17 protein-coding genes are annotated in these 20674 nt (G+C 70.4%); 8 read left to right on the top strand and 9 right to left on the bottom strand.

What is annotated here, in order from left to right:
- Window positions 1–8: 8 nt before the first annotated feature.
- Together LAJ50_RS04360 and LAJ50_RS04355 are read right to left on the bottom strand one after the other, a co-directional pair.
- Window positions 9–626: a DUF3106 domain-containing protein gene (locus tag LAJ50_RS04360; RefSeq protein WP_138654930.1), complete on the bottom strand. Its 618-nt coding sequence runs from the start codon at window positions 624–626 to the stop codon at window positions 9–11.
- Complete coding sequence (locus LAJ50_RS04355; RefSeq protein WP_224096469.1) at window positions 613–1644, bottom strand: hypothetical protein; 1032 nt, start codon at window positions 1642–1644, stop codon at window positions 613–615. The genes LAJ50_RS04360 and LAJ50_RS04355 overlap by 14 nt, the downstream gene beginning before the upstream one ends.
- Window positions 1645–2111: 467 nt before the next feature.
- Here LAJ50_RS04355 and LAJ50_RS04350 point away from each other — a divergent pair, with 467 nt between their 5' ends.
- Window positions 2112–4289 carry a primosomal protein N' gene (locus LAJ50_RS04350; protein ID WP_138653208.1) on the top strand — a complete coding sequence of 726 codons (2178 nt, stop codon included), beginning with the start codon at window positions 2112–2114 and terminating at the stop codon, window positions 4287–4289.
- A 270-nt stretch (window positions 4290–4559) separates the two neighbouring features.
- Window positions 4560–5876 carry an NAD(P)/FAD-dependent oxidoreductase gene (locus tag LAJ50_RS04345; protein ID WP_130550700.1) on the top strand — a complete coding sequence of 439 codons (1317 nt, stop codon included), beginning with the start codon at window positions 4560–4562 and terminating at the stop codon, window positions 5874–5876.
- A gap of 278 nt (window positions 5877–6154) precedes the next feature.
- On the opposite strand, the gene LAJ50_RS04340 is transcribed toward LAJ50_RS04345, so the two are convergent.
- The 4 genes from LAJ50_RS04340 to LAJ50_RS04325 all read right to left on the bottom strand — a co-directional run bounded on the left by LAJ50_RS04340 (window position 6155) and on the right by LAJ50_RS04325 (window position 11464).
- Complete coding sequence (locus LAJ50_RS04340) at window positions 6155–7093, bottom strand: alpha/beta hydrolase-fold protein (protein WP_138653206.1); 939 nt, start codon at window positions 7091–7093, stop codon at window positions 6155–6157.
- Window positions 7093–9330, bottom strand: a complete 2238-nt coding sequence (locus LAJ50_RS04335) for a TonB-dependent siderophore receptor (protein WP_138653204.1) — start codon at window positions 9328–9330, stop codon at window positions 7093–7095. The genes LAJ50_RS04340 and LAJ50_RS04335 overlap by 1 nt, the downstream gene beginning before the upstream one ends.
- Before the next feature lie 657 nt (window positions 9331–9987).
- Window positions 9988–10866 carry an RNA polymerase sigma factor RpoH gene (gene rpoH, locus LAJ50_RS04330; RefSeq protein ID WP_138653202.1) on the bottom strand — a complete coding sequence of 293 codons (879 nt, stop codon included), beginning with the start codon at window positions 10864–10866 and terminating at the stop codon, window positions 9988–9990.
- Window positions 10867–11152: 286 nt separating this feature from the next.
- Window positions 11153–11464 (bottom strand): zf-TFIIB domain-containing protein, encoded by a 312-nt coding sequence (locus LAJ50_RS04325; RefSeq protein ID WP_138653200.1) that lies wholly within the window; start codon window positions 11462–11464, stop codon window positions 11153–11155.
- Between the two features lie 234 nt (window positions 11465–11698).
- On the opposite strand from LAJ50_RS04325, the gene gndA reads away from it, so the two are divergent.
- Window positions 11699–13111, top strand: a complete 1413-nt coding sequence (gndA, locus tag LAJ50_RS04320) for an NADP-dependent phosphogluconate dehydrogenase (RefSeq protein WP_138653198.1) — start codon at window positions 11699–11701, stop codon at window positions 13109–13111.
- A gap of 237 nt (window positions 13112–13348) precedes the next feature.
- Window positions 13349–14191: an endonuclease/exonuclease/phosphatase family protein gene (locus LAJ50_RS04315; protein WP_138653210.1), complete on the top strand. Its 843-nt coding sequence runs from the start codon at window positions 13349–13351 to the stop codon at window positions 14189–14191.
- A 139-nt stretch (window positions 14192–14330) separates the two neighbouring features.
- Here LAJ50_RS04315 and LAJ50_RS04310 read toward each other — a convergent pair whose 3' ends face one another.
- Window positions 14331–14810, bottom strand: a complete 480-nt coding sequence (locus tag LAJ50_RS04310; protein ID WP_138653196.1) for a hypothetical protein — start codon at window positions 14808–14810, stop codon at window positions 14331–14333.
- 319 nt (window positions 14811–15129) lie between these two features.
- Here LAJ50_RS04310 and LAJ50_RS04305 point away from each other — a divergent pair, with 319 nt between their 5' ends.
- On the top strand, window positions 15130–15381 hold the full coding sequence (locus LAJ50_RS04305) for a hypothetical protein (protein ID WP_130550693.1): 252 nt from the start codon (window positions 15130–15132) through the stop codon (window positions 15379–15381).
- Between the two features lie 98 nt (window positions 15382–15479).
- Window positions 15480–15914: a VOC family protein gene (locus tag LAJ50_RS04300; protein WP_138653194.1), complete on the top strand. Its 435-nt coding sequence runs from the start codon at window positions 15480–15482 to the stop codon at window positions 15912–15914.
- On the opposite strand, the gene LAJ50_RS04295 is transcribed toward LAJ50_RS04300, so the two are convergent.
- Window positions 15898–17220 carry a glycoside hydrolase family 2 TIM barrel-domain containing protein gene (locus LAJ50_RS04295; RefSeq protein ID WP_138653192.1) on the bottom strand — a complete coding sequence of 441 codons (1323 nt, stop codon included), beginning with the start codon at window positions 17218–17220 and terminating at the stop codon, window positions 15898–15900. The genes LAJ50_RS04300 and LAJ50_RS04295 overlap by 17 nt on opposite strands.
- Window positions 17221–17327: 107 nt before the next feature.
- Complete coding sequence (locus tag LAJ50_RS04290) at window positions 17328–18308, bottom strand: NAD(P)H-quinone oxidoreductase (protein WP_138653190.1); 981 nt, start codon at window positions 18306–18308, stop codon at window positions 17328–17330.
- 163 nt (window positions 18309–18471) lie between these two features.
- Here LAJ50_RS04290 and LAJ50_RS20260 point away from each other — a divergent pair, with 163 nt between their 5' ends.
- Complete coding sequence (locus LAJ50_RS20260) at window positions 18472–19920, top strand: GGDEF domain-containing protein (protein ID WP_130550689.1); 1449 nt, start codon at window positions 18472–18474, stop codon at window positions 19918–19920.
- Window positions 19921–20158: 238 nt separating this feature from the next.
- On the top strand, window positions 20159–20629 hold the full coding sequence (locus LAJ50_RS04280) for a DUF1456 family protein (protein WP_130550688.1): 471 nt from the start codon (window positions 20159–20161) through the stop codon (window positions 20627–20629).
- The last annotated feature ends 45 nt before the right edge of the window (window positions 20630–20674 follow it).

The following is a 20674-nucleotide window of genomic DNA, read 5'->3' as shown; positions in this document are numbered from 1 at the left end:
CGCGCGGCTCAGCGGCGCAGCCGCTCCTGCAGCCATGCCCCGCGCGCGGCGGGATCGGTGGCGATGAGCGCCTGGCGCAGCGCGTCGCGGTCCTGCGGCGGCGTGCGCTGGGCCAGCACCGCCAGGTCGGCGCGCTGCGGGGCGGTCAGCTGGCGCAGCATCGCGCGCATCGGCGCGATCTCGGCCTGCGGCATGTAGGCCAGCAGCGGCTGCAGGCGGGCGAAGTCGGCGCCGACATCCGGCCCCAGGCGCCAGCCGGCCTGTTCACTGCGATCCAGCTGCCCGAACCGGGCCAGCAGCGCCTGCTGCTGCGCCGGCGGCAGCGTGGCCAGGGTCGCGGCCGCCTGCTGCAGGCGGGTGCGGGTGGCCGGATCCAGGGCCAGCCAGTCCGCGTACTCGGCCCTGCGCCGGGCGCGTTCCAGCGGCGGCAGCCCATCCCAGGCGACCATGCGATCGGCGAAGGCATGCCGCGCCGGGGCGCTCAGCGCCGCCAGGCGCGCGGCGCGCGCGGCCTGGATCGCCGGCGTGAGCGCCTGCTCGTCGCTCGCCTGGGCCAGCAGCACCGAGGTCGCCACGCCCAGCACGGCCGCCACGGCCAGGGCCGCGAGGGTCTTACTGCGCCGCATCGCCAGCCTCCGCCGGGGTGTTCATGGCTTCGGCGGCCTCGCGCTGGCGGTCCTGCGGAGCGGCCGCGTACCAAGCCAGGAACCCGGCCCGCTGCGCCAGCGCCAGCCCCTGCGGATCCATCAGCGCATCGAAATCGGGATGGGTCAGCACCGCGTCGGCCTTGCTGAAGCGCTTGTCGGCTTCGTCGTCGCGCGACAGTGACTCGACCTGCACCTGGGCCTCGTCGCGCAACGGCTGCGCGACGCCGTCGCCGCCGGCGACCGCGGTGGCGGGCGCGGCCAGACGCCCCTGATGCAGGTACCACCAGCCGCCCGCGATGGCGGCCAGCGCCAGCAGGACGGCGGCGGCGATCAGCACTTGGCGCCACGGGAACGGTCGCCGCGCGGTGACCGCGCGCGGCCGGCGCGGCGCCGGTTTCGGCATTGGCGCTTCGGACGGCACGGGTGTGGGCGCGGCGCTGGCCGGCGCCGACGCGGCCACGGGGGCGTCCGGCGCCAGGGCCTCGCGCAGCCGGGTCAGGTGGGCCAGACGCTCGGGCGAGAGCGCGCGCAGATGCTGCTGGATCGCCTCGGCCAGCGCGCGCCAGGCGGTCGCATCGGGCTGGCCGGCATCGTCGCGGGGGCAGGCGCGGGCCAGCGCGCCGCGATAGCCCGTCTGGTTCAGGCCCATCACCGCGGCCGCGTCCTCCTCGTCCAGGCCGGCGGCCAGGCGCAGCAGCAGGGCCAGACGGTCGCTGTCGGACAGGTCGGCCAGCCAGTCCATGTCCTGCGGCCAGCGCGCCTCCGGATGCGCCTGGCGCAGCGGCGGGGCCGAGGCCAGCAGTGACCAGAAGCCGCGCGGCCATTCGGCCATGGGTTGCTCGCTGGCGTACTGGCCGAACGCACGCAGGGCCGCGGCCATCGCGATCTCGCCCGTCTCGCGGCGACCGCACTGCAGCTCGGCCAGGACGATGCCGCGGCGTTCGACGCCGCGCAGGAAGGCTGAGAGCGCGGCGGGGACATCGGCGGGCATATTCAAGTCAGGATCGGTCGGCGGCGGCGTGTGACAGCGCATGATAGGCGTCGCCGGGACGGTTGGGTTCGTCAACAAAACCCTTGACATTGTCCAAACATTCAAATTTCCCGGGATTCTCCGGGGCTTGACGAATCGACGGTTGTGCACAGCACCCAAGGCGGCGTCATCGAGCCCGCCGGAGCGCCCGCCCAGAGGCCCATTTCGGCGCTGTTCCACGGGTAAGTATTTGATCCATATGAAGTAATGAGCCTTGGCGTTTTTTTCACCAATATGACGCCGACCCAGAAAAGACGCCTGATCCGGCGTGGAGCAACGGCTTGATGCACAGCCTTATCCACAGCCGGTGTGGATAAGGCGGTTTTCCCATGTGTGTCGGCCAGTTGCGTGGGTTTCGTCACCTGACAGACAGGTTCGTGCCGCAACTGCACAACCCGCCGGCGCGCCGTGACCGGTGCCCTACACTTGTCCGGATGTCCGCCCTGTTGCTCCGCGTCGCCCTGCCCGTCCCCCTGCGGCAGGCGTTCGACTACCTGCCGCCGCCCGGTCATGACGCCGGCCCGGACGATGTCGGCCGGCGGGTGCGGGTGCCGTTCGGCAACCGCGAACTGGTCGGGGTGGTGATCGAGGTGGTCGCCGCCGATGCCGCCGCCGGCGAGCTGCGCGCCGCGCTTGCCGTGCTCGATCAGGCTCCGCTGCTGGTGGGCGAACTGGCGCGCTCGCTGCAGTGGCTGGCCGGGTACACCCACGCCCCGCTGGGCGAGGTGCTGGCGACCGCCCTGCCCGGCCCATTGCGCCACGGCGAAGCGCTGCCCGTCCGCGAAGCCTGGGGCTGGCGCCTGACCGAGGCCGGCATGACCGCGCTGGACCGCCTGCGCGCCGGCAGCCAGCCACGCCTGCTGGCCGAACGCCTGCGCGGCGAGGACCTGGCCGAATGGCAGCTCGACGACCTCCACCCCGGCTGGCGCACTGCCGCACGCAGCCTGCAGCAGCGCGGCTTCGCCGAACGCATCGCCCAGCCGCCGCGCAGCCGCGCGCGCGATCCGCAGCCCGGCCCGGCGCTCAATGCCGAACAGCAGGCGGCGGTAGCTGCCATCCCCGCGCAGGGCTTCGCCCCGATCCTGCTGGAGGGGGTGACCGGCTCGGGCAAGACCGAGGTCTACCTGCACGCCATCGCCGCCTGCCTGGCGCGCGGCCGGCAGGCGCTGGTGCTGGTGCCCGAGATCGGCCTGACCCCGCAGACGCTGGCCCGTTTCCGCGCACGGCTGGGCGTGGAGGTGCATGCGCTGCACTCGGGCCTGGCCGACGGCGAACGCGCGCTGACCTGGGCCGCCTGCCTGCGCGGCGATGCCCGGGTGGTGGTGGGCACGCGCTCGGCGGTGTTCGTGCCGCTGCCCGAGGCCGGGCTGATCGTGATCGACGAGGAGCACGACGGCAGCTACAAGCAGCTGGACGGCATCCGCTATCACGCCCGCGACTTCGCCCTGGTGCGCGGCAAGGCGCTGGACGTGCCGGTGGTGCTGGGCAGCGCCACGCCCTCGCTGGAGACGCTGCACAACGCCCACGCCGGCCGCTACGCGCATCTGCGCCTGTCCATGCGCGCCGGCGAGGCCAAGGCGCCCAGCGTGCGCGTGGTGGATGTGCGCAAGCGTCCGCTGGCCGCCGGCCTGTCGCCGGAGACGCTGGCGGCCATCGCCGCGCAGCTGCAGGCCGGCGGCCAGGTGCTGGTGTTCAAGAACCGCCGCGGCTATGCGCCGGTGCTGCTGTGCCACGACTGCGGCTGGAGCGCGCATTGCCATCGCTGCGATGCGCCGATGACGGTGCACGCCGCCGGCCGGCGCCTGCAGTGCCACCACTGCGGCCATCGCCAGAGCGCGCCGCTGGCCTGCCCGGACTGCGGCGGGCTGGCGCTGCAGCCGCAGGGCGTGGGCACCGAGCGGCTGGAGGAACTGCTGGCCGACACCTTTCCCCAGGTGCCGGTGCTGCGCATCGACCGTTCCACCACCCAGCGCAAGGACGCGCTGGAGCAGGCCTTCGCCACGCTCGGCGACGGCCCGGGCATCCTGGTCGGCACGCAGATCCTGGCCAAGGGCCACGACCTGCCGCTGCTGACGCTGGTGGTGGTGGTCGGCGTGGACGAGGGCCTGTTCTCGGCCGATTTCCGCGCCGGCGAGAAGCTGGCCCAGCTGCTGATCCAGGTCGCCGGCCGCGCCGGGCGCGCCGCGCGCCCCGGCCAGGTGTGGCTGCAGACCCACCATCCCGGCCATCCGCTGCTGGAGACGCTGCTGTCCGGCGGCTATCGCGCCTTCGCCCAGGCCGAGCTGGCCCAGCGCGAGGAGGCCGGCTTCCCGCCGTTCGCGCACCTGGCGATGTTCCGCGCCGAGGCCAAGCAGATCGAGCACGTCCAGGCTTTCCTGCGCGCGGTGCGCGCGGCGCTGGCGCAGGCCGATGCCGGCCTGGAGCTGCACGGCCCGATGCCGGCGCCCATGCCGCGCAGGGCCGGCTTCCAGCGCATGCAGCTGCTGCTCTCCTCGGCCCAGCGACCGCGCCTGCACGCCGCGCTGCAGGCGGCGCTGGCGCAGGTCGAGGCACTGCCCGAGGCCCGGCGCGTGCGCTGGTCGCTGGATGTGGATCCGACCGATCTGTATTGAGTGGGGCGGTGGCGTTGGTCTGCGCGGGCGGGAAGTCGGGGTCTCCCGCGTTCGGGCGAAAGTCCCTGGATTCCCGCTTTCGCGGGAATGACGATGAGGGAGGCGACTTGTGGAGTTGGGATATCGCGCTGCGCCTGGCGATGCGATCCGGCGCCGCATTAGCAGGAAGTTGAATTGACTTCAGCGCCAGGCCGACCCGGCTGTGACAGGATGGGGCGTGCGGTGCCTCACGGGCGCCCGCCCCTCCCCCCGTTTCAAAGTCTGTCGCTCATGCCTGTTTCAACACACCATCTGGTCATCGTCGGCGGCGGGTTCGCCGGCCTGTGGGCCGCGCGCGCACTCGACGACGCCCCCGTGCGCATCACCCTGATCGACCGCCACAACCACCACCTGTTCCAGCCGCTGCTGTACCAGGTGGCCACCGCCGGCCTGTCCGCGCCGGATATCGCCGCGCCGCTGCGCCATATCCTGCGCGACCAGGGCAACGTCGAGGTGCAGCTGGGCGAGGTCACCCGCCTGCTGCCGGACGCGCACACCATCGAACTGGCCGACGGCACCTCCCTGCGCTACGACACGCTGGTGCTGGCCACCGGCGCCGGCCATGCCTACTTCGGCAACGACGCCTGGGCCGAGCACGCGCCCGGTTTGAAGACGCTGGATGACGCCCTGCGCCTGCGCCGCGAAATGCTGGTGGCCTTCGAACGCGCCGAGGCCGAGCCCGATCCCGCCAAGCGCGCGGCCTGGCTGCACTTCGCCATCGTCGGCGGCGGCCCGACCGGGGTCGAGCTGGCCGGCACCCTGGCCGAGATCGCGCGGCACACGCTCAGGCACGAGTTCCGCCATATCGATCCGACCCAGGCGCGGGTGCGCCTGATCGAGGCCGGCCCGCGGGTGCTGCCCTCCTTCCCGGAAGACCTCACCGACAAGGCGCGCGCGCAGCTGGAGAAGCTGGGCGTGGAGGTCTGCACCGGCACGCCGGTGACCCACATCGACGAGCATGGCTACACCCTGGGCGATCAGACCTTCGCCGCGCGCACCGTGGTCTGGGCCGCGGGCGTGGCGGCCTCGCCGCTGGCGCGCAGCCTGGGGGTGCCGCTGGACCGGGCCGGGCGCGTGCTGGTGCGGCCGGACCTGAGCGTGCCGGGCCATCCGGACATCTTCGTCGGCGGCGACCTGGCCGCCGTCACCCAGGCCGACGGCAAGCCCGTGCCCGGCGTGGCGCCGGCGGCCAAGCAGATGGGCCGCTACATCGCCAAGAGCCTGCGTCTGCGCCTGGCCGGCAAGCCGGTGACGCCGTTCAAGTACAGCGACTACGGCAACCTGGCCACGATCGGCCGCATGGCGGCGATCGTGCACGTGGGCCGGTTCAAGCTGTCCGGGCCGCTGGCCTGGTGGTTCTGGCTGGCCGCGCACGTGTACTTCCTGATCGGCTTCCGCAACCGCTTCGTCGTGCTGGTCAACTGGGCCATGGCGTACTGGAGCTACCAGCGCGCGGCCCGCATCATCTTCGGCCAGGCCCCGCGCGAAACCGTGCCCGACCATGCCGTGCAGGACCTCGCGCCGGAAGCGCGCCGCGCGGCGGACTGAGCTTCGCATCGGCCCGTTGCACGCGGGCCGATGCGTGTCCTCAACGTCGCGGCAGGAACCCACCTCCGGTCGTTCGCCGAACCTCCCGTCTTCCCGCGAAAGCGGGAACCCATGGACGTTCGCTCAACAAGCTCCCAGCGCGCTGGGTTCCCGCGTTCGCGGGAACGAAGCGGTGTGGACGGCGGCTTTGAGCATTGGCTGAAGCCTGGCGCGAGGCGTGACAGACCCCGATTCCCGCTCCAGCAGAAACCAAGCGAGTTGCAAGGCGCGGCCCCGCCCTACGGCGCGCCGGCGAAATCCATCGCCTGCCGCAGCGAGGCGCCCAGCGTCTGCCCATGCGAGAGCCCCGGCAGCGCCGTCTGCTCCACCCTGAGCCCGGACACCTTGCGCAGCTGCGCGGCCAGCGTGTCGGGCGCATCGGCGGGCAGCCGCATCCGCGCCGCCTGCATCGCCTGGCTGCGCGCGGCATCGGCGGCCCGCGGCGTGGCGCGCTCCTGCGCGCCGCGGCCGTTGAGCATCAGCAGCGCGGTCGGCGCCGGCAGTGTCTTGGCCTGGAAGCGCGCGGCTTCCTCGAGGATCTGGCCGCTACCCCACCACAGCGAGGCGTCCACCGCGACATAGCGACTGAACGCCTGCGGCCGGGTGAACAAGGCATGCAGCGCGAACAGCCCGCCGTAGGAATGCCCCCATAGCGTCTGCCGCGCCGGATCCAGCGCCACCAGCTGGGCCACGGCCGGGTGTATCCGATCGACGATCACCGCAAGGAACGCATCGGCGCCGCCGCTGCGCCGGCCCAGCGCGTCCTCCTGCGCGCCATCGGCCGGCGTCGGCGTGTAGTCGTAGGAACGCGCGGCACTGTCGATGCGCAGGTCGTTGTCGGTGGCGATGAACACCAGCACCGGCGCATGCCCGCCGGCCCGCTGCCGCTCGAGCGCGGCCTCATCCAGTTCCATCAGCGCCGCGTTGCCGTCGAGCAGATACAGCGCGGGGAAGCCGCCGGCCGGCGCCGGCGTCTTCGGCACGGCCACGCGCACGCGGTAAGGGCGCTGACCATCGGCGGAGACGAACTTGAGCACGTGGAAGGCGTACGCGCGCGAACCGGTGTCGGCCAGCGTCGGCCCGGTGGTGCGGCTCAGATCGGGCTGGGCCCGCGCCGGCGCGGCGACGAGCGCGAGCAGCAGCAGCAGGCCGGTCAGGCAGGAGACGAGCGCGCGCATCAGAAGCCGAACCGCAGGCTGGCCCAGTATGCGCGGCCGGGCTCGTTATAGGTCTGCGCGCCGGCGCTGCTGGCGCGGCTGCCTTCGCGGAAGATGCGCTTGTCGGCAAGATTGTTGACGCCCAGGCCGAAGCTGACCTCGCGCGTGATGCGGTAACGCAGGCTGGTGCTCCACAGCTGGTAGGCGCCGAGCGTGTCGCACGCCGGCAGGCCCGCCGCGCCGCACACCGCCTCGTTGTTGCGGTCCAGCCGCGCCTGTTCCTGCTTGCCGTAGAAGGTGGCCATCAGCGCGAAGGACAGGCGCCGGGTCGCACGCCAGTCCAGGGTCGAGTTGAGCGTGTACTTGGGAATCACCGACAGCGGTTGGCCGGTGGCTTCGTTCTTGTTGTCGATCATCCAGGTCAGATTGGTGTTCCAGCTCAGCGTCTCGCCACGATCGCCGAGCAGCGGCAGCTTCAGATTGCCTTCCACGCCCTGCACCAGCGCCTTGGAGGCATTGATCCATTGATAGACATAGGCCCGTCCCGGCGTTTGGTAGTAATCGCTGTAGCCGGCCACGATCTTGTTGTCGTAGTCGTTGTGGAAGTAGGTCAGCGAGGCGTGGTGGCCGGTGTCGGGCAGCCACTCGACGCCGATCTCCTTGTTGATGCTGGTCTCCGGATCCAGGTCCGCGCTGCCCTGGATGTAGCAGCCGCCGGTGCCGGTGTAGTAGTCCGGACAGCCGTTGCCGCGCGTGTAGTAGAGATAGTTCGGGTTGGCCTGGTACAGGTTGGGCGCCTTGAACGCGCGCGCCACGCCACCCTTGATCAGCCAGTCCGGCGCAAGCCTGTACTGCACGTTGAGGCTGGGGCTGAGTTCGTTGCCGAACGCGCTGTGGTGATCGAAGCGCAGGCCCGGCGTCAGGGTCAGCCGCTCGGTGGCGTAGAGATTGTCTTCGACGAACACCGCGCTGACCTGTTCGTCGGTCTTGCCGTTGCGACCGCTCGGGTCGATGCCGACCACGCCGGTGGCCGCCTGCGAGACCGAGTACGGATCGTCCAGCCGACTCTTGCGGTACTCGAATCCCACCGTCCAGATGTTGTCCACGCCACCGAGCGTGGTCGGCACGTTGATCTCGCCGTCGGCGGCGACGTCGCGCAGGGTCGAATGCGTCCACACCGGATTGGTCGACAGCGAACCCTCCGGCCCGCCGGCCAGGCCTTCGGCGATGCGGTCGTTGTCGGTCCGCGCATGGGACACCGTCAGGCGTGAGGTGCCGAAGTCCCACTTGCCGCGATGGGTCAGCGCCGCATCGCGGCGGGTCATCACATTGGTCTCGTCGCCGACCTTGCTGAGCACGGTAGCGTTGGAATTGTTGAGATAGTCGCCGGCGAAGATGTTGCCCTGGCGGCTGTAGCCCGACTCGACCTCGACCACTTGCGCGTCGCTGGCATCCCAGCGCAGCAGGCCGTTGATGTCCTTGTTGCGCACGCCCTCGCGCCCGGCGGCGGCGACACCGCTCTGGGAATGAGCGGTGTTGATGTCCGGCGCATCGGCATCGGTCTTGTTGAGATTGCCGTACAGGCGGAAGGACAGGTCGCGCGCCAGCGGTCCGCTCAGGGTGAACCCGGCGCGCTGGCTGCCGCCCTCGTCGCGGTGCTCGGGCACCAGGCCGTACAGCGTCATGCTGCCCGACAGATCGCCGGTGGGGCGCTTGGTGATGATGTTGACCACGCCGCCGGCCGCGCCGGAGCCGTAGCGCGCCGCGGCCGGGCCGCGCAGCACTTCGATGCGCTCGACCGCCTCGGCCGGCACCCAGTTGGTATCGCCACGGCTGTTGCGCTCGCCGGCCACGCCCATGCGTACCGAGTCTCGCGCGCTCACGCGGCGGCCGTCGATCAGGATCAGCGTGTTCTCCGGCCCCATGCCGCGCAGGTCGATCTGGCGGTTGTTGCCATAGGCGCCCGAGGCGCTGTTGCCGGTCAGGTTGACGCCCGGCATGGTCCGCAGCAGGTCGGACAGGTCGTTGGCCGGCGGCCGGCGCTCGATGTCTTCGCGGGTGATGATCGAGGTTCCCAGCGCCTGCTTGGCGATCTGCTCGGCGGTGACGTGCAGCGTGTCCAGGGTCGTGTCGGCGTCCTGCTCGGTCTCGGCCTGCTGCGCATGGGCAGGCAGGGAACCGGCCAGCGCCACCAGCAGGGCCAGGCGCAGGGGACGGGAAACGGGCGCACGGAGCGTGCGACGCGCAACAGGAGTCATCTCGAACAGCCTCGGTCAGGGGTGATGCCCTGGCGACGGCTGGGGCGAATCTGGCAATGCCGCACGCCACCGATCACGCTCGCGAGGCGGGCATGTGCAGGACGAGGACGGACTTCGCGTGTCGCCGCGTGCGGCGGCGACCGGATGCACGGCAGCTTAGCAAATGAGAATGACTCTTGAATCGCGATTACGCGATTGTCAGGGCGGCTTGCGATCTGCTGCTGGTGCTCGCGGCTGGCGCAGGTGATCAACAAGCTTCTCCCGATCGAGCGATCACGATGCGTGCGCGGTTCGGCTCCGGGAGGACAGGGCCTGGCGGGCGGGGGCCGCTTTTCCCTCAACCAGGGCATCCTGCCCTGATTCGGGCGCTCGGCGTCCTGCCTCGCTCGTCGCGGCCCCCGCCCGCCGGCCCTCTGCCTTGCGCGTCACGCACCGGGACTTCGGGTCGAAAGAAGTCGTGCTTTTTACGCTCGCGGTGCCTCGCCCCGGTCGGGCGCGGAAAGCGGGCCACAGGGATGGCTTGCGGCGGCGAGTGCGACAGGGAGGGAGGACCGAGCCGAAGAGCCGCGCCCGGCCGGGGCGAGGCGGGTCAGTGAAGCACCACAAAAAAGCCCCGCCAGAAGCGGGGCTTTTCGATCATCGAGGCGCTGACCTCAATCAGGCGGTAAACAGCGCCTTCATCTTCTTCAGCGCATTGGCCTCGATCTGGCGGATGCGCTCGGCCGAGACGCCGTACTCGTCGGCCAGCTCCTGCAGGGTCACCTTGGCATCGGCGTCGAGCCAGCGGCGCGCGATGATGTCGCGCGAGCGCTGGTCCAGGTTAGCCATGCCTTCGCGCAGTAGCTCCAGCTGGTTGTCCTCGCTGTCGGCGCGCTCGTAGGCCTGGGAGGGATCCTCCTCGTTGGCCATCAGATAGGCGGCCGGCGACGGCGGGGCGTGGTCGTCGTCCTCGTCGGATGGGGCATCGAAGCCGATGTCACGACCGGACAGGCGCGACTCCATCTCGACCACTTCGCGCTCGGAAACGTTGAGGTCCTTGGCGACGGCGCTGACTTCGGCCGCGTTCATCCAGCCCAGGCGGGTCTTGGACTTGCGCAGGTTGAAGAACAGCTTGCGCTGGGCCTTGGTCGTGGCGACCTTGACGATGCGCCAGTTCTTGAGGATGAACTCGTGCATCTCGGCGCGGATCCAGTGCACCGCGAAGGACACCAGGCGCACACCCATGTCCGGGTCGAAGCGCTTGACGGCCTTCATCAGGCCGATGTTGCCTTCCTGGATCAGGTCGCCCAGCTGCAGGCCGTAGCCGCTGTAGCCACGGGCGACGTGCACGACGAAACGCAGGTGCGAATGCACCAGTTCGCGCGCGGCGTCCAGGTCGTTGGCATCGCGGAAACGGTGGGCCAGCGCCTGCTCCTCATCGACGGTGAGCACCGGGATCTGGTGCACGGCGCCGATGTAGGCGTCCAGCGAGCCAAGCGGGCTGGGAATCGGGAGGTTGTTGGCCACCAGGGCGGTGGCGGCGGAGCTCTGGTTCATGGCAGCGATCTTAGCAATGTGGGGGTTGGACTGCTAAGGCGTGGGATGGTTCCCTTTGTTCTACCAAAGGAACAATTACCGCGCCACCTGTTGCATTGCATTCATTTTTGGAAATCCAGTTCCTTCCAACGCAATTCCCTTTGCAATCAGTCGCTTGGGCGATCCGGGCGGATCCGCGACGCTGCCTCAGGATCACATGCGGGCTGTAGCGGACTGTTCAAGAGGCCGATCGGCATTCTTCGCCTCATCCGAACACCCGGCCCCGGAGCACCAAGGGGGAGCGGCTTCAGAAATCGAACAGCTCGGACAGAAAGCCTTCCTTCTTGCGCTTGCGGCCGTAGCCGTCGTAGCCCCCGGCGGTGTGGCGATAGCGCTCGTCGTCACGGCGATCCCGGGGTCGCTCACCATAGGCCGACGCCGGTGGCGGCGGTGGGGCCGCGGCCTGGCGCGGGGCCGGCGCCGGGCTGGCGCGGTCGATCAGCTTGTCCAGCTCGCCGCGGTCCAGCCAGATGCCGCGGCACTGCGGGCAGTAGTCGATCTCGATGCCCTGACGTTCGGACATCATCAGCGCGGTGGTCTTGCAGACGGGACAGTCCATCGTGGGTGACCGGTGTGGGCGTGATCTCGATCCTGGGCAGGCCGGATTGAAGCCGTGCTGAAACCGGCCTGGGCCTGTCCGCATGGTCACCGTCGCGACAGCGTGCGGTCCGTTTGGCTCCCGCGGGACACTGCATCGCGCGCGCTCGGCCGCCCGCGGACATGCAGTGACTGACCCGCTCGTTATCATGCCCGCCCCTTTCCCGTGGTGCCGTTGAAGGCAACTGGAGTGCGCATGAGCAAGCAACCCATCGGCGTGGTCGGCATGGCGGTCATGGGCCGCAACCTGGCGCTGAACATCGCCAGCCGCGGGCACCAGGTCTCCATCTTCAACCGCAGCCGCGAGAAGACCGACGAGGTGATGGCCGAACATCCCGATGCCGGGCTGGTGCCGACCTATACGCTGGCCGAGTTCGTCGATTCGCTGGAAACCCCGCGCCGCATCCTGCTGATGGTCAAGGCCGGCGCCGGCACCGACGCGGTGATCGCCGAACTCAAGCCGCTGCTGGCCAAGGGCGATGTGCTGATCGACGGCGGCAACACCTTCTTTCAGGACACGCGCCGGCGCAACGAGGAACTGGCGCAGGCCGGCCTGCATTTCATCGGTACCGGGGTGTCCGGCGGCGAGGAAGGCGCGCTCAAGGGGCCCTCGATCATGCCCGGCGGGCCGAAGGACGCCTACGACCTGGTCGCGCCGATCCTCGAGGAGATCGCCGCGCGGGCCGAGGACGGCACGCCGTGCGTGGCCTACATCGGCCCGGATGGCGCCGGCCACTACGTCAAGATGGTCCACAACGGCATCGAGTACGGCGACATGCAGCTGATCGCCGAGAGCTATGCCGTGCTCAAGCACGTGCTGGGCCTGTCCAACGCCGAGCTGGCCGACACCTACGCGCAGTGGAACCAGGGCGAACTGGACAGCTACCTGATCGAGATCACCGCCACGATCCTGCGCAAGCGCGATGACCGCGGCGAGGGCGATCTGCTGGACAACGTGCTCGACCGCGCCGCGCAGAAGGGCACGGGCAAGTGGACCAGCCAGAGCGCGCTCGACCTGGGCACGCCGCTGCCGCTGATCACCGAATCGGTGTTCGCCCGCGTGCTCTCGTCGCTGAAGGACGAGCGCGTGGCCGCCGCGAAGATCCTCGCGGGGCCCGACGCGCCCGCCTTCGACGGCGATCGCGCGGCCTTCGTCGAGGCGGTGCGCAAGGCGCTGTACCTGAGCAAGATCGTGTCCTATGCGCAGGGCTTCGCGCAGATGCGCGCGGCCTCGGACGAGTACGGCTGGGACCTGCGCTACGGCCAGATCGCCAGCATCTTCCGCGCCGGCTGCATCATCCGCGCGCGCTTCCTGCAGAAGATCACCGACGCCTACGCGGCCGACGCCAAGCTGGCCAACCTGCTGCTGGCACCGTACTTCCAGAAGGTCGCCGCCGATTACCAGGACGCGCTGCGCGAGGTGGTCGCCACGGCGGTGAAGGCCGGCATCCCGGTGCCCTGCTTCGCCTCGGCCATCGCCTACTACGACGGCTACCGCAGCGCGCGCCTGCCGGCCAACCTGATCCAGGCCCAGCGCGACTTCTTCGGTGCGCATACCTTCGAGCGCGTCGACGCGCAGGGCAGCTTCCACGCCAGCTGGGGTGAATGAGGTGCGCGGGCCGCCACGACGGCCCTGCGGATCCGTGATGCAGCTCAACAAACGCGGGCCCTTCCAGTGAAGGCCCGCACGGGCCCTGCGACTTTCGCAGCGTTTCGCCCGGCGCGCGTTTGGCGGACCATGGCGCCCGTCGCGCCGTCTGCCTACACGCCCATGCTCCTGTCCCGCCTGTTGTCTCCCGCCTTCCAGCTGCTGTTAGCGCGTCGCCGCCAGGCGCGGCTGATGCTGATGCTGCTCATCGGCCTGCCGCTGGCGCAGGCGCTTGCCGCCACGCCGGACACGTCCGCCGCGCTGAAGGTGATGAGCTTCAACGTGCGCACGCCGGCCGATACCAACGAGAACCGCTGGGAGAACCGCCGCGACCTGCTGGCGCGCGTGGTCACCGAGCAGGCGCCCGACGTGATGGGCACCCAGGAGCTGGTCAAGCGCCAGGCCGACGACCTGGCCGCGCGCCTGCCGCAGTACGCCTGGTTCGGCCAGGGCCGGCGCGGCGGCGACGAAGACGAGCACATGGGCGTGTTCTATCGCAAGGACAAACTGAAGGTGCTGGATTCGGGCGACTTCTGGCTATCGGACACGCCGGAGGTGCCCGGCAGCATCAGCTGGGGGCATCCGCTGCCGCGCATGGTGACCTGGGCACGCTTCCAGCGCATCGCCGACGGACGCACCTTCGTGCTCTACAACACCCACTTCCCCTATCGCGATCAGGACGAGGCCGCGCGCGTGAAGTGCGCGCTGTTGATCGCGCAGCGGCTCAAGGCGCTGCCGGCCGGCGAGCCGGTCGTGCTGACCGGCGACTTCAACACCACGCCGGATTCCGCGCCACACGCCACCCTGACGGCGCTGCTGCACGACAGCTGGGAATCGGCCCCCTCGCGCAGCGGACCGGACCGCACCTTCCACGACTTCACCGGCACACCGGACAAGCGCATCGACTGGATCCTCTCGCGCGGCCTGCAGCCGCTGTCGGTGGCCACGCTGACCGACCACGACGGAGCGCGTTATCCGTCCGACCACTTCCCGGTAGTGGCGACCTTCGCCTTCCCCGCACGCGCCTCCGCCAGGCCCTGAGCGAGGCCCGGCCGCGAGAGGGATCGCCGATCCGGACAGGCAAGGCAATGCCTACGTTCCTGGGTTCGGGCGTTCGCCGAAACGACGGACTCGCGGGGCTGTCGCCAACTTGAGGGCGTAGCGCGCGCCGGAACCGCACTCACTCGGGCGCCGGGCCGCGCTCCTCGTGGCCGGGCAGGTGCACGCGGGCGTAGTCGATCCGCGCGTAATCGCCGGCCTCCAGACGCCCGGACAGCAGTTCGATGCCCACGTAGGCGGCCTTGGCGGCGAGGCTGTCGCGGGGCTGGGTCGGCATCACCCATCGCAGCAGCGCGCGCAGGGGTTCGACCTGCGCCCGTCGTCCCATGCAGTCGGAGACCAGGCACTCGATCATCAGCCGCCGGTTCTCGTCGTCGAGCTCGCTGCCGGTCGCCAGCGCGCCCTGGAAATAACCCAGCAGCGTCGGATCGGCCCAGCGCACGCCCCCGATCAGGATGGCGCGTTTGCGGACCTCACTGCGGGCGTGATGCAGGCAGCCGGCCACCATCAGGTAGTCGTCCTGCCGCGGCGGGCCTTCCCGCGCGGATGCGTGCAGCAGCGCGTCGGTCAGTCGATCCTCGTCCCAGGTCTTCCAGTACACACTTCCTCCTTGTCGCCCAGGTCCGTTTGCGCCTGACGCGGCACATACTCCACCCGCCGCCGCCGCGCTGGAAGGGGTGCGCGCCCAAGGCGGTGCCAGAGGAGGAACGCAAGGTCGGGGAACCGGGGCAGATCAGGGGCGGTGTGGCGCGATTCAGCGGCTTTGACGCCAACGTTGGCCAACGTCGCGCCAAACGGTCAAGGCCGGGTGAAGCATGGATGACGGTTCGGAACCGGGCGGGGTTCGTGAGCGTTCCTGAACAGGCTGGCCGCACGGGATCTGTACCGTGGTCGCCAGCGCTCAACACAAGGAGAGTGCAATGGCTTTTTTCCATATCTATGGACGCAATACCGAACGGCTCTATTTCGTTACTTCGGGCGACGACACGATCAGCGTGACCGCCGATGGCGAGGTGGCGCTGTGCCACGACGCCGACCTGCTCACCATGCGCTGCGCGCCGCTGTCGCATCTGGAGGACAACCCGGTCGCGCTGGCCGCGTGCCGGGCCGCGGTGGCCTATGCCAAGGCGCAGGGGCTGGAGATCGACGCGGCCGACGCGTTCTACGAGTAAGCGCGACGGCGCCGGCGATGGCGGCCTCCGCAACATGACGGGACCGCTGCAACGTCGGTGCTACAACCTCGTCAGACCTTCCCTGCCGGAGCCTTCCCATGGAAACCCAGGCCCTCTTCCGCGGCCGCCTGATCGACCACCTGCATCTGGTGGTGCGCGACCTGCCCGCCAGCCAGGAGTTCTACAGCGCGGTACTCGGCGCGCTGGGCATCCCGATCGGCGGCACCGGGCCTGGCTACTTCTGGGCCGACGAACTGTTCGTCTCGAGCGCCGACAGCCCCGCCGCCACCGGCGAACTCACCGGGCGCCATCACCTGGCCTTCCAGGCGCGCGATGCGGCCATGGTCGATGCCTTCCACAAGGTCGCCCTGGCGCACGGCGGCCGCGACCATGGCGCGCCGGGGCTGCGGCCGTATCACCCGAACTATTACGCGGCCTTCGTCCTCGACCCCGATGGCAACAACATCGAGGCCGTCTTCCATGGTCCGGCCGAACGAAGCGACGAAGCGGTACGGATCACTTTCCCGGCGTGAGCTCGACCCGGAACGGCAGGTTGGCGGTGGCCGCGTGCCCCTGGCCATCGCGTACTTCGACGAACAGCCGGTAGTTGCCGGGCGCCTGCGGTGCGACCAGGCGCGTTGCGCCATCGGCGGTGTCGCCGATGGCCACGTCGACCTGGGCGGGGACGGTTTCCGGATCGCCGCCGACACTGGTCGCCTGGCTCTCGCGCAGGACGGTCCAGCGATAGTCCAGGGCATCGCCATCGGGATCCTGTGCGGGCGCCGACGCGGTATGGGCGCTGCCCGGCGCCAGGGTGACGCTGGCGCGCGCGCCCTGCCCATCGATCGTCGGCGCCTGGATCGACGGCGCGCGGTTGCGCGGCCAGTGGCCGGTCCACAGCCATTGCAGGGTGTCCACCGCCGGCGTCGTGGTGCCGTCCGGCAGGAACAGGCCGTACCAGGTCGGCGTGCGCTCCTGCTTCTGTCCCCACAGGAAGACGAACGAGCCCAGTCCCTGGCGCTTGTCCGCCTGAATCACCTGGCGGTAGCGCTGCGCCAGCAGCCGCGCCTTGTCGGTGGACGTGTCCTCGATCGGCGCGCCCCAGGCGGTCAGCGGACTCTCCCAATGGCCGGTCGGACCCCATTCGGTGACGAGGTACGGGCCGGTCCACTGGCTCTGGCGAAGCTTCTCCGGCAGCCGGTCGAGGTCGCCGTAAAGCTGGATGCCGATCAGGTCCAGCGAGGGCGCGCGCGTCTTGATCGCATCGACCAGCGGCTTGTCCAGGCCCGCCAGCGTGGTCATCACCGGATGGTTCGGATCGAGGCGGTGAATCATGTCGGCCAGCGCACCCACGGCATTCCAGACGCGCGGGTTGGTCGATTCCAGGTTCAGCTCGTTGCCCACCACCCACATCAGCACCGCGGGATGGTCCTTCCAGGCCAGCACCTCGCCGCGGATGCGCGTGCGCTGCGCCTCCACGGCGCCGGCGTCGTCGTAATCGAACCCGTGCCGCTCGCGCGCGACCTCGATGCCCATCGCCACCTTGAGGCCCTTGGCCTGCGCGTGGTCCAGCATCGCCTTCACCCGGGCGGTGTCGGCGCCGGTCTGCCAGGTGCGGAAGGCATTGCCGCCGCGCGCGGCCAGCGCATCCTGCTCGCGCGCATCGCCGCGCATGCCGGCGCCACGGACGTAGAACGGCTGGCCGTCCACCATCAGCTCGAAGGCGCCCTGCCGTTCGACGATGCGCACCTGCGCCGGCCGCTCGGCCCGCTCCGCGGCGTGCGCCAAGGGCACGCCCGCCAACAGCACCGCCAGCACCCACCACCCGTTGATCCGCATGCCACGCTCCTCATTGCAGGCGCCGCACGCCATGCGGCGTGGGCACGTTGGAATCGTGGGGGCTGGCGATGATGCCACGTCGGGGGCAGACCGAAGCGGCGATCGGGTCACGCCATCGTCAGCACGACCTTGCCCAGATGCTGGCCGGCTTCGAGATAGGCATGCGCCTGCGCGGCCTGTTCCAACGGGAAGGTGCGATCGACCAGCACCTTTACCTGGCCCTGCGCGATCCACGGCCAGACCCGGCGTTCGATCTCGGTCGCCAGGCGGCCTTTCTCTTCCGCGCTGCGCGGGCGCAGGGTCGAGCCGGTCAGCACGGCCTGGCGTCGCATCAGCTCCATGATCGGCACTTCCAGCGTGCCGCCGCCCTGGGCGGCGATGTAGACGATGCGGCCGCGCGGGTTGAGCACCGCCAGCGTGTCGGCGAACACGCTGGCGCCGACCATGTCCAGCGACACATCGACGCCGCCGGCCGCCTTGGCCGCCTCGACGAACGAACCGGCGCGGGTGTCCACCGCGATGTCGGCGCCCAGCGTGCGCGCCTGCGCGGCCTTGTCCGCGCCGCGCGCGGTGGCCAGCACCTGCGCGCCGGCGGCCTTGGCCATCTGGATCGCCATCACGCCGATGCCCGAGGTGGCCCCGTGCAGCAGCAGCCGTTCGCCGGCCTTGAGCTGACCGTGCTCGAACACGTTGGCGAACACGGTGAACACCGTCTCCGGCAGCGCCGCGGCATGGACGAAATCGCAGCCTTCCGGCAGCGGCAGCACCTGGCGCGCGTCCACCGCCACGTACTGCGCATAGCCGCCGCCGGCCAGCAGCGCGCAGACGTGGTCGCCAGGCTGCCAGCGGCCGGCGCCGGTGACGACTTCGCCGGCCACTTCCAGCCCCAGCGTCTCCGGCGCGCCGGGCGGCGGCGGATAGTGGCCCTGGCGCTGCAGCAGGTCGGGCCGATTGATGCCGGCGGCATGCACGCGGATCAGCACCTGGCCCTCGCCCGCCACCGGGCGCGGCACCTGCACCGGATGCAGCGCGTCGGCCGCGCCCTTGCCGTCGCGGATGGCGATGGCGGTCATCGTGTGGTCGGCCATGGGGACTCCTGTGCGAACGATCGGGCTGGCCATGCTAAGCCAGGGGCGATGTCGGGCGCGTCCGCGCGGTGGGACGCATCGTCCGCCTGGCGCGGGCGGCGGCTTGTGAGCCACGGCGACAGCCAAGTATGGTGGCGCCGGGGGAGGACCCGATGGCGTGCGCATGCTGCTGCCTCTGACGTATCTGTTGATCCACGCAGCGGCGCTGTGGGCACTGCCTGCGCAGGCCGAAGCGGTGTCGTTCACGTTCCTGCTCGGCGCGCCGCTGCTGGCGGCGGGCACCTGCCTGTGGCGCAGCCGCGGCAACCTCGCGGCCAGCGGCTGGATCGCGCTGGCGATCGGACTGCTGCTGTGGGCCGGCGGCATGGCCGTGAACATGCTGCAGATCGTGGTCCTGGACAGCCCGTCGTCCACCTCCGGCGCCAGCGTGCTGCTGTACGTGCTCTACGGCGTGCCGCTCACGTTCGCCCTGGCCAGTCATCAGGGCGAAGCCTGGACGGTGCGCCTGCTCGATGCGCTGATGGCGATGGCCCTGGGCCTGCTGTTCTTCGTGCACACCTTCACCTTCGCCACCCTGAGCAGCGCCAGCGAGGAGGGGCTGCACCGGCTCGCATTGATGCTGGACGTGGAGAACGCCTTCATCGCCGTGTTCTCGGTAATGCGCTGGCTGGCCAGCGGCACTGCCGCCCAGCGCCACTTCCACGGCAGCCAGGCCGCGTTCGCGTGCGTCTATCTGGTCGTGGCGGCCTACATCAACCATGGCGCGCCGTCGGACAGCCCGTTCGGGCTGTTCTGGGACCTGCTGATCGACGTGCCGTTCCTGCTGCTGGCGGCGCTGGCGCTGCGCCCGGTGGCCGCTGCGCCGCCCGCCTGGCGGCTGCCGCGCCTGGCCTCGATCGTGCGTGCCGGCAGCCCGTTGCTGCTGCCCATCAGCGTGCTGGCCACCTCGGCGCTCATGCTCGGCGCACATCCGCAATGGGCGATCGCAGGATTCGTGTTCGCGCTGCTGGGATACGGCGCGCGTAGCGTGCTGCAGCAGCTGCGCGCCATGGCCGAACGCGAGGAACTGCATGCGTTGGCGCGCGTGGACACGCTGACCGGGCTGGCCAACCGGCGGGAGTTCGATGCGGTGCTGGAGCGCGAATGGCGGCGTGCGCGCCGCTCCGGCGAACCGCTGGCGCTGCTGATGATCGACATCGATCACTTCAAGCGCCTCAACGACAGCAGCGGCCACCAGGTCGGCGATGCGCACCTGCGCGCGGTCGCGCGGGCGCTGGCGACCGGCTGCACGCGCGCGACGGATGTGGTGACGCGCTACGGCGGTGAGGAATTCGCCGTGATCCTGCCGGCCACCGATGCGCAGGCGGCCCAGGCCCTGGCCGAACGCCTGCGCGCCGCGGTCGAGGCGCTCAGGCTGCACGCGCCCGATCCCGGGCCCTATGTCACCGTCAGCATCGGGGTCGGCGCCGCCGTGGCAATGGAGAATGACGACCCCGCCGCGCTGCTGGAGGCGACCGACGCGGCGCTGTACGACGCCAAGCGGGCCGGTCGCAATCGCTTGGCGTTCCGGTCGCTGGCGCCAGGTGCGGGATCTGCGCCAGCCTTGAGTTAGGGCGTGGCGTACGTTTCGAAGCGAGAAGAACTGGCGGGGTCGCCTGTAGCGGCGTGGCTGTAGCCCAGTGGTCCGGTGCCTCGTTCGGAAGTCCATGGATTCCCGCGTCCGCGGGAACCACGGCTGGGGGATGACCGGTCGCCTCGCGGGCGTTGCGGCCGCGGTTGGCGGGGGGATGCGGTTCACCCGGTAAAATGGGCGATTGCCGCACACGCGGCGCTTCCGCCGAGCCTGACCCATGATCACCAACGACGTCCTGCGCAGCGTGCGCTACATGCTGGACCTGAGCGAGCCCCGGCTCATCGAGATCGCCCAGCTGGCCGACCCGGCCTTCGCCATCGACCGCGCGCAGCTGCAGGCCGCGCTGAAGAAGGAGGACGAGGAAGGCTTCGCGCCCTGCAGCGATGCGCTGCTGGCGCACGTGCTGGACGGGCTGATCGTGCAGTTCCGCGGCCGCGACGAGACCCAACCCCTGCGTCCGGTGGAGACGCGCGTGACCAACAACCTGGTGCTGAAGAAACTGCGGGTGGCCTTCCAGCTCAAGGACGTGGACATGCACGCGATCTTCGAGAGCGCCGGCTTTCCGGTGTCCAAGCCGGAGCTGTCGGCGCTGTTCCGCCAGCCCGACCACAAGAACTATCGCCCCTGCGGCGATCAGCTGCTGCGCGCCTTCCTCAAGGGACTGACCCTGCGCCTGCGCGGCGCCTGAGCGCCCTCTCGCCGATGCCCCGCGCGAGTTCCTTCGATCCGCCGA

Origin of the sequence: Pseudoxanthomonas sp. X-1, from assembly GCF_020042665.1 — a bacterium.
GTDB classification, from domain to species: domain Bacteria; phylum Pseudomonadota; class Gammaproteobacteria; order Xanthomonadales; family Xanthomonadaceae; genus Pseudoxanthomonas_A; species Pseudoxanthomonas_A spadix_A.
Note: the sequence above shows the minus strand (reverse complement) of the source record. Positions and strands in the feature narration are given on the sequence as shown.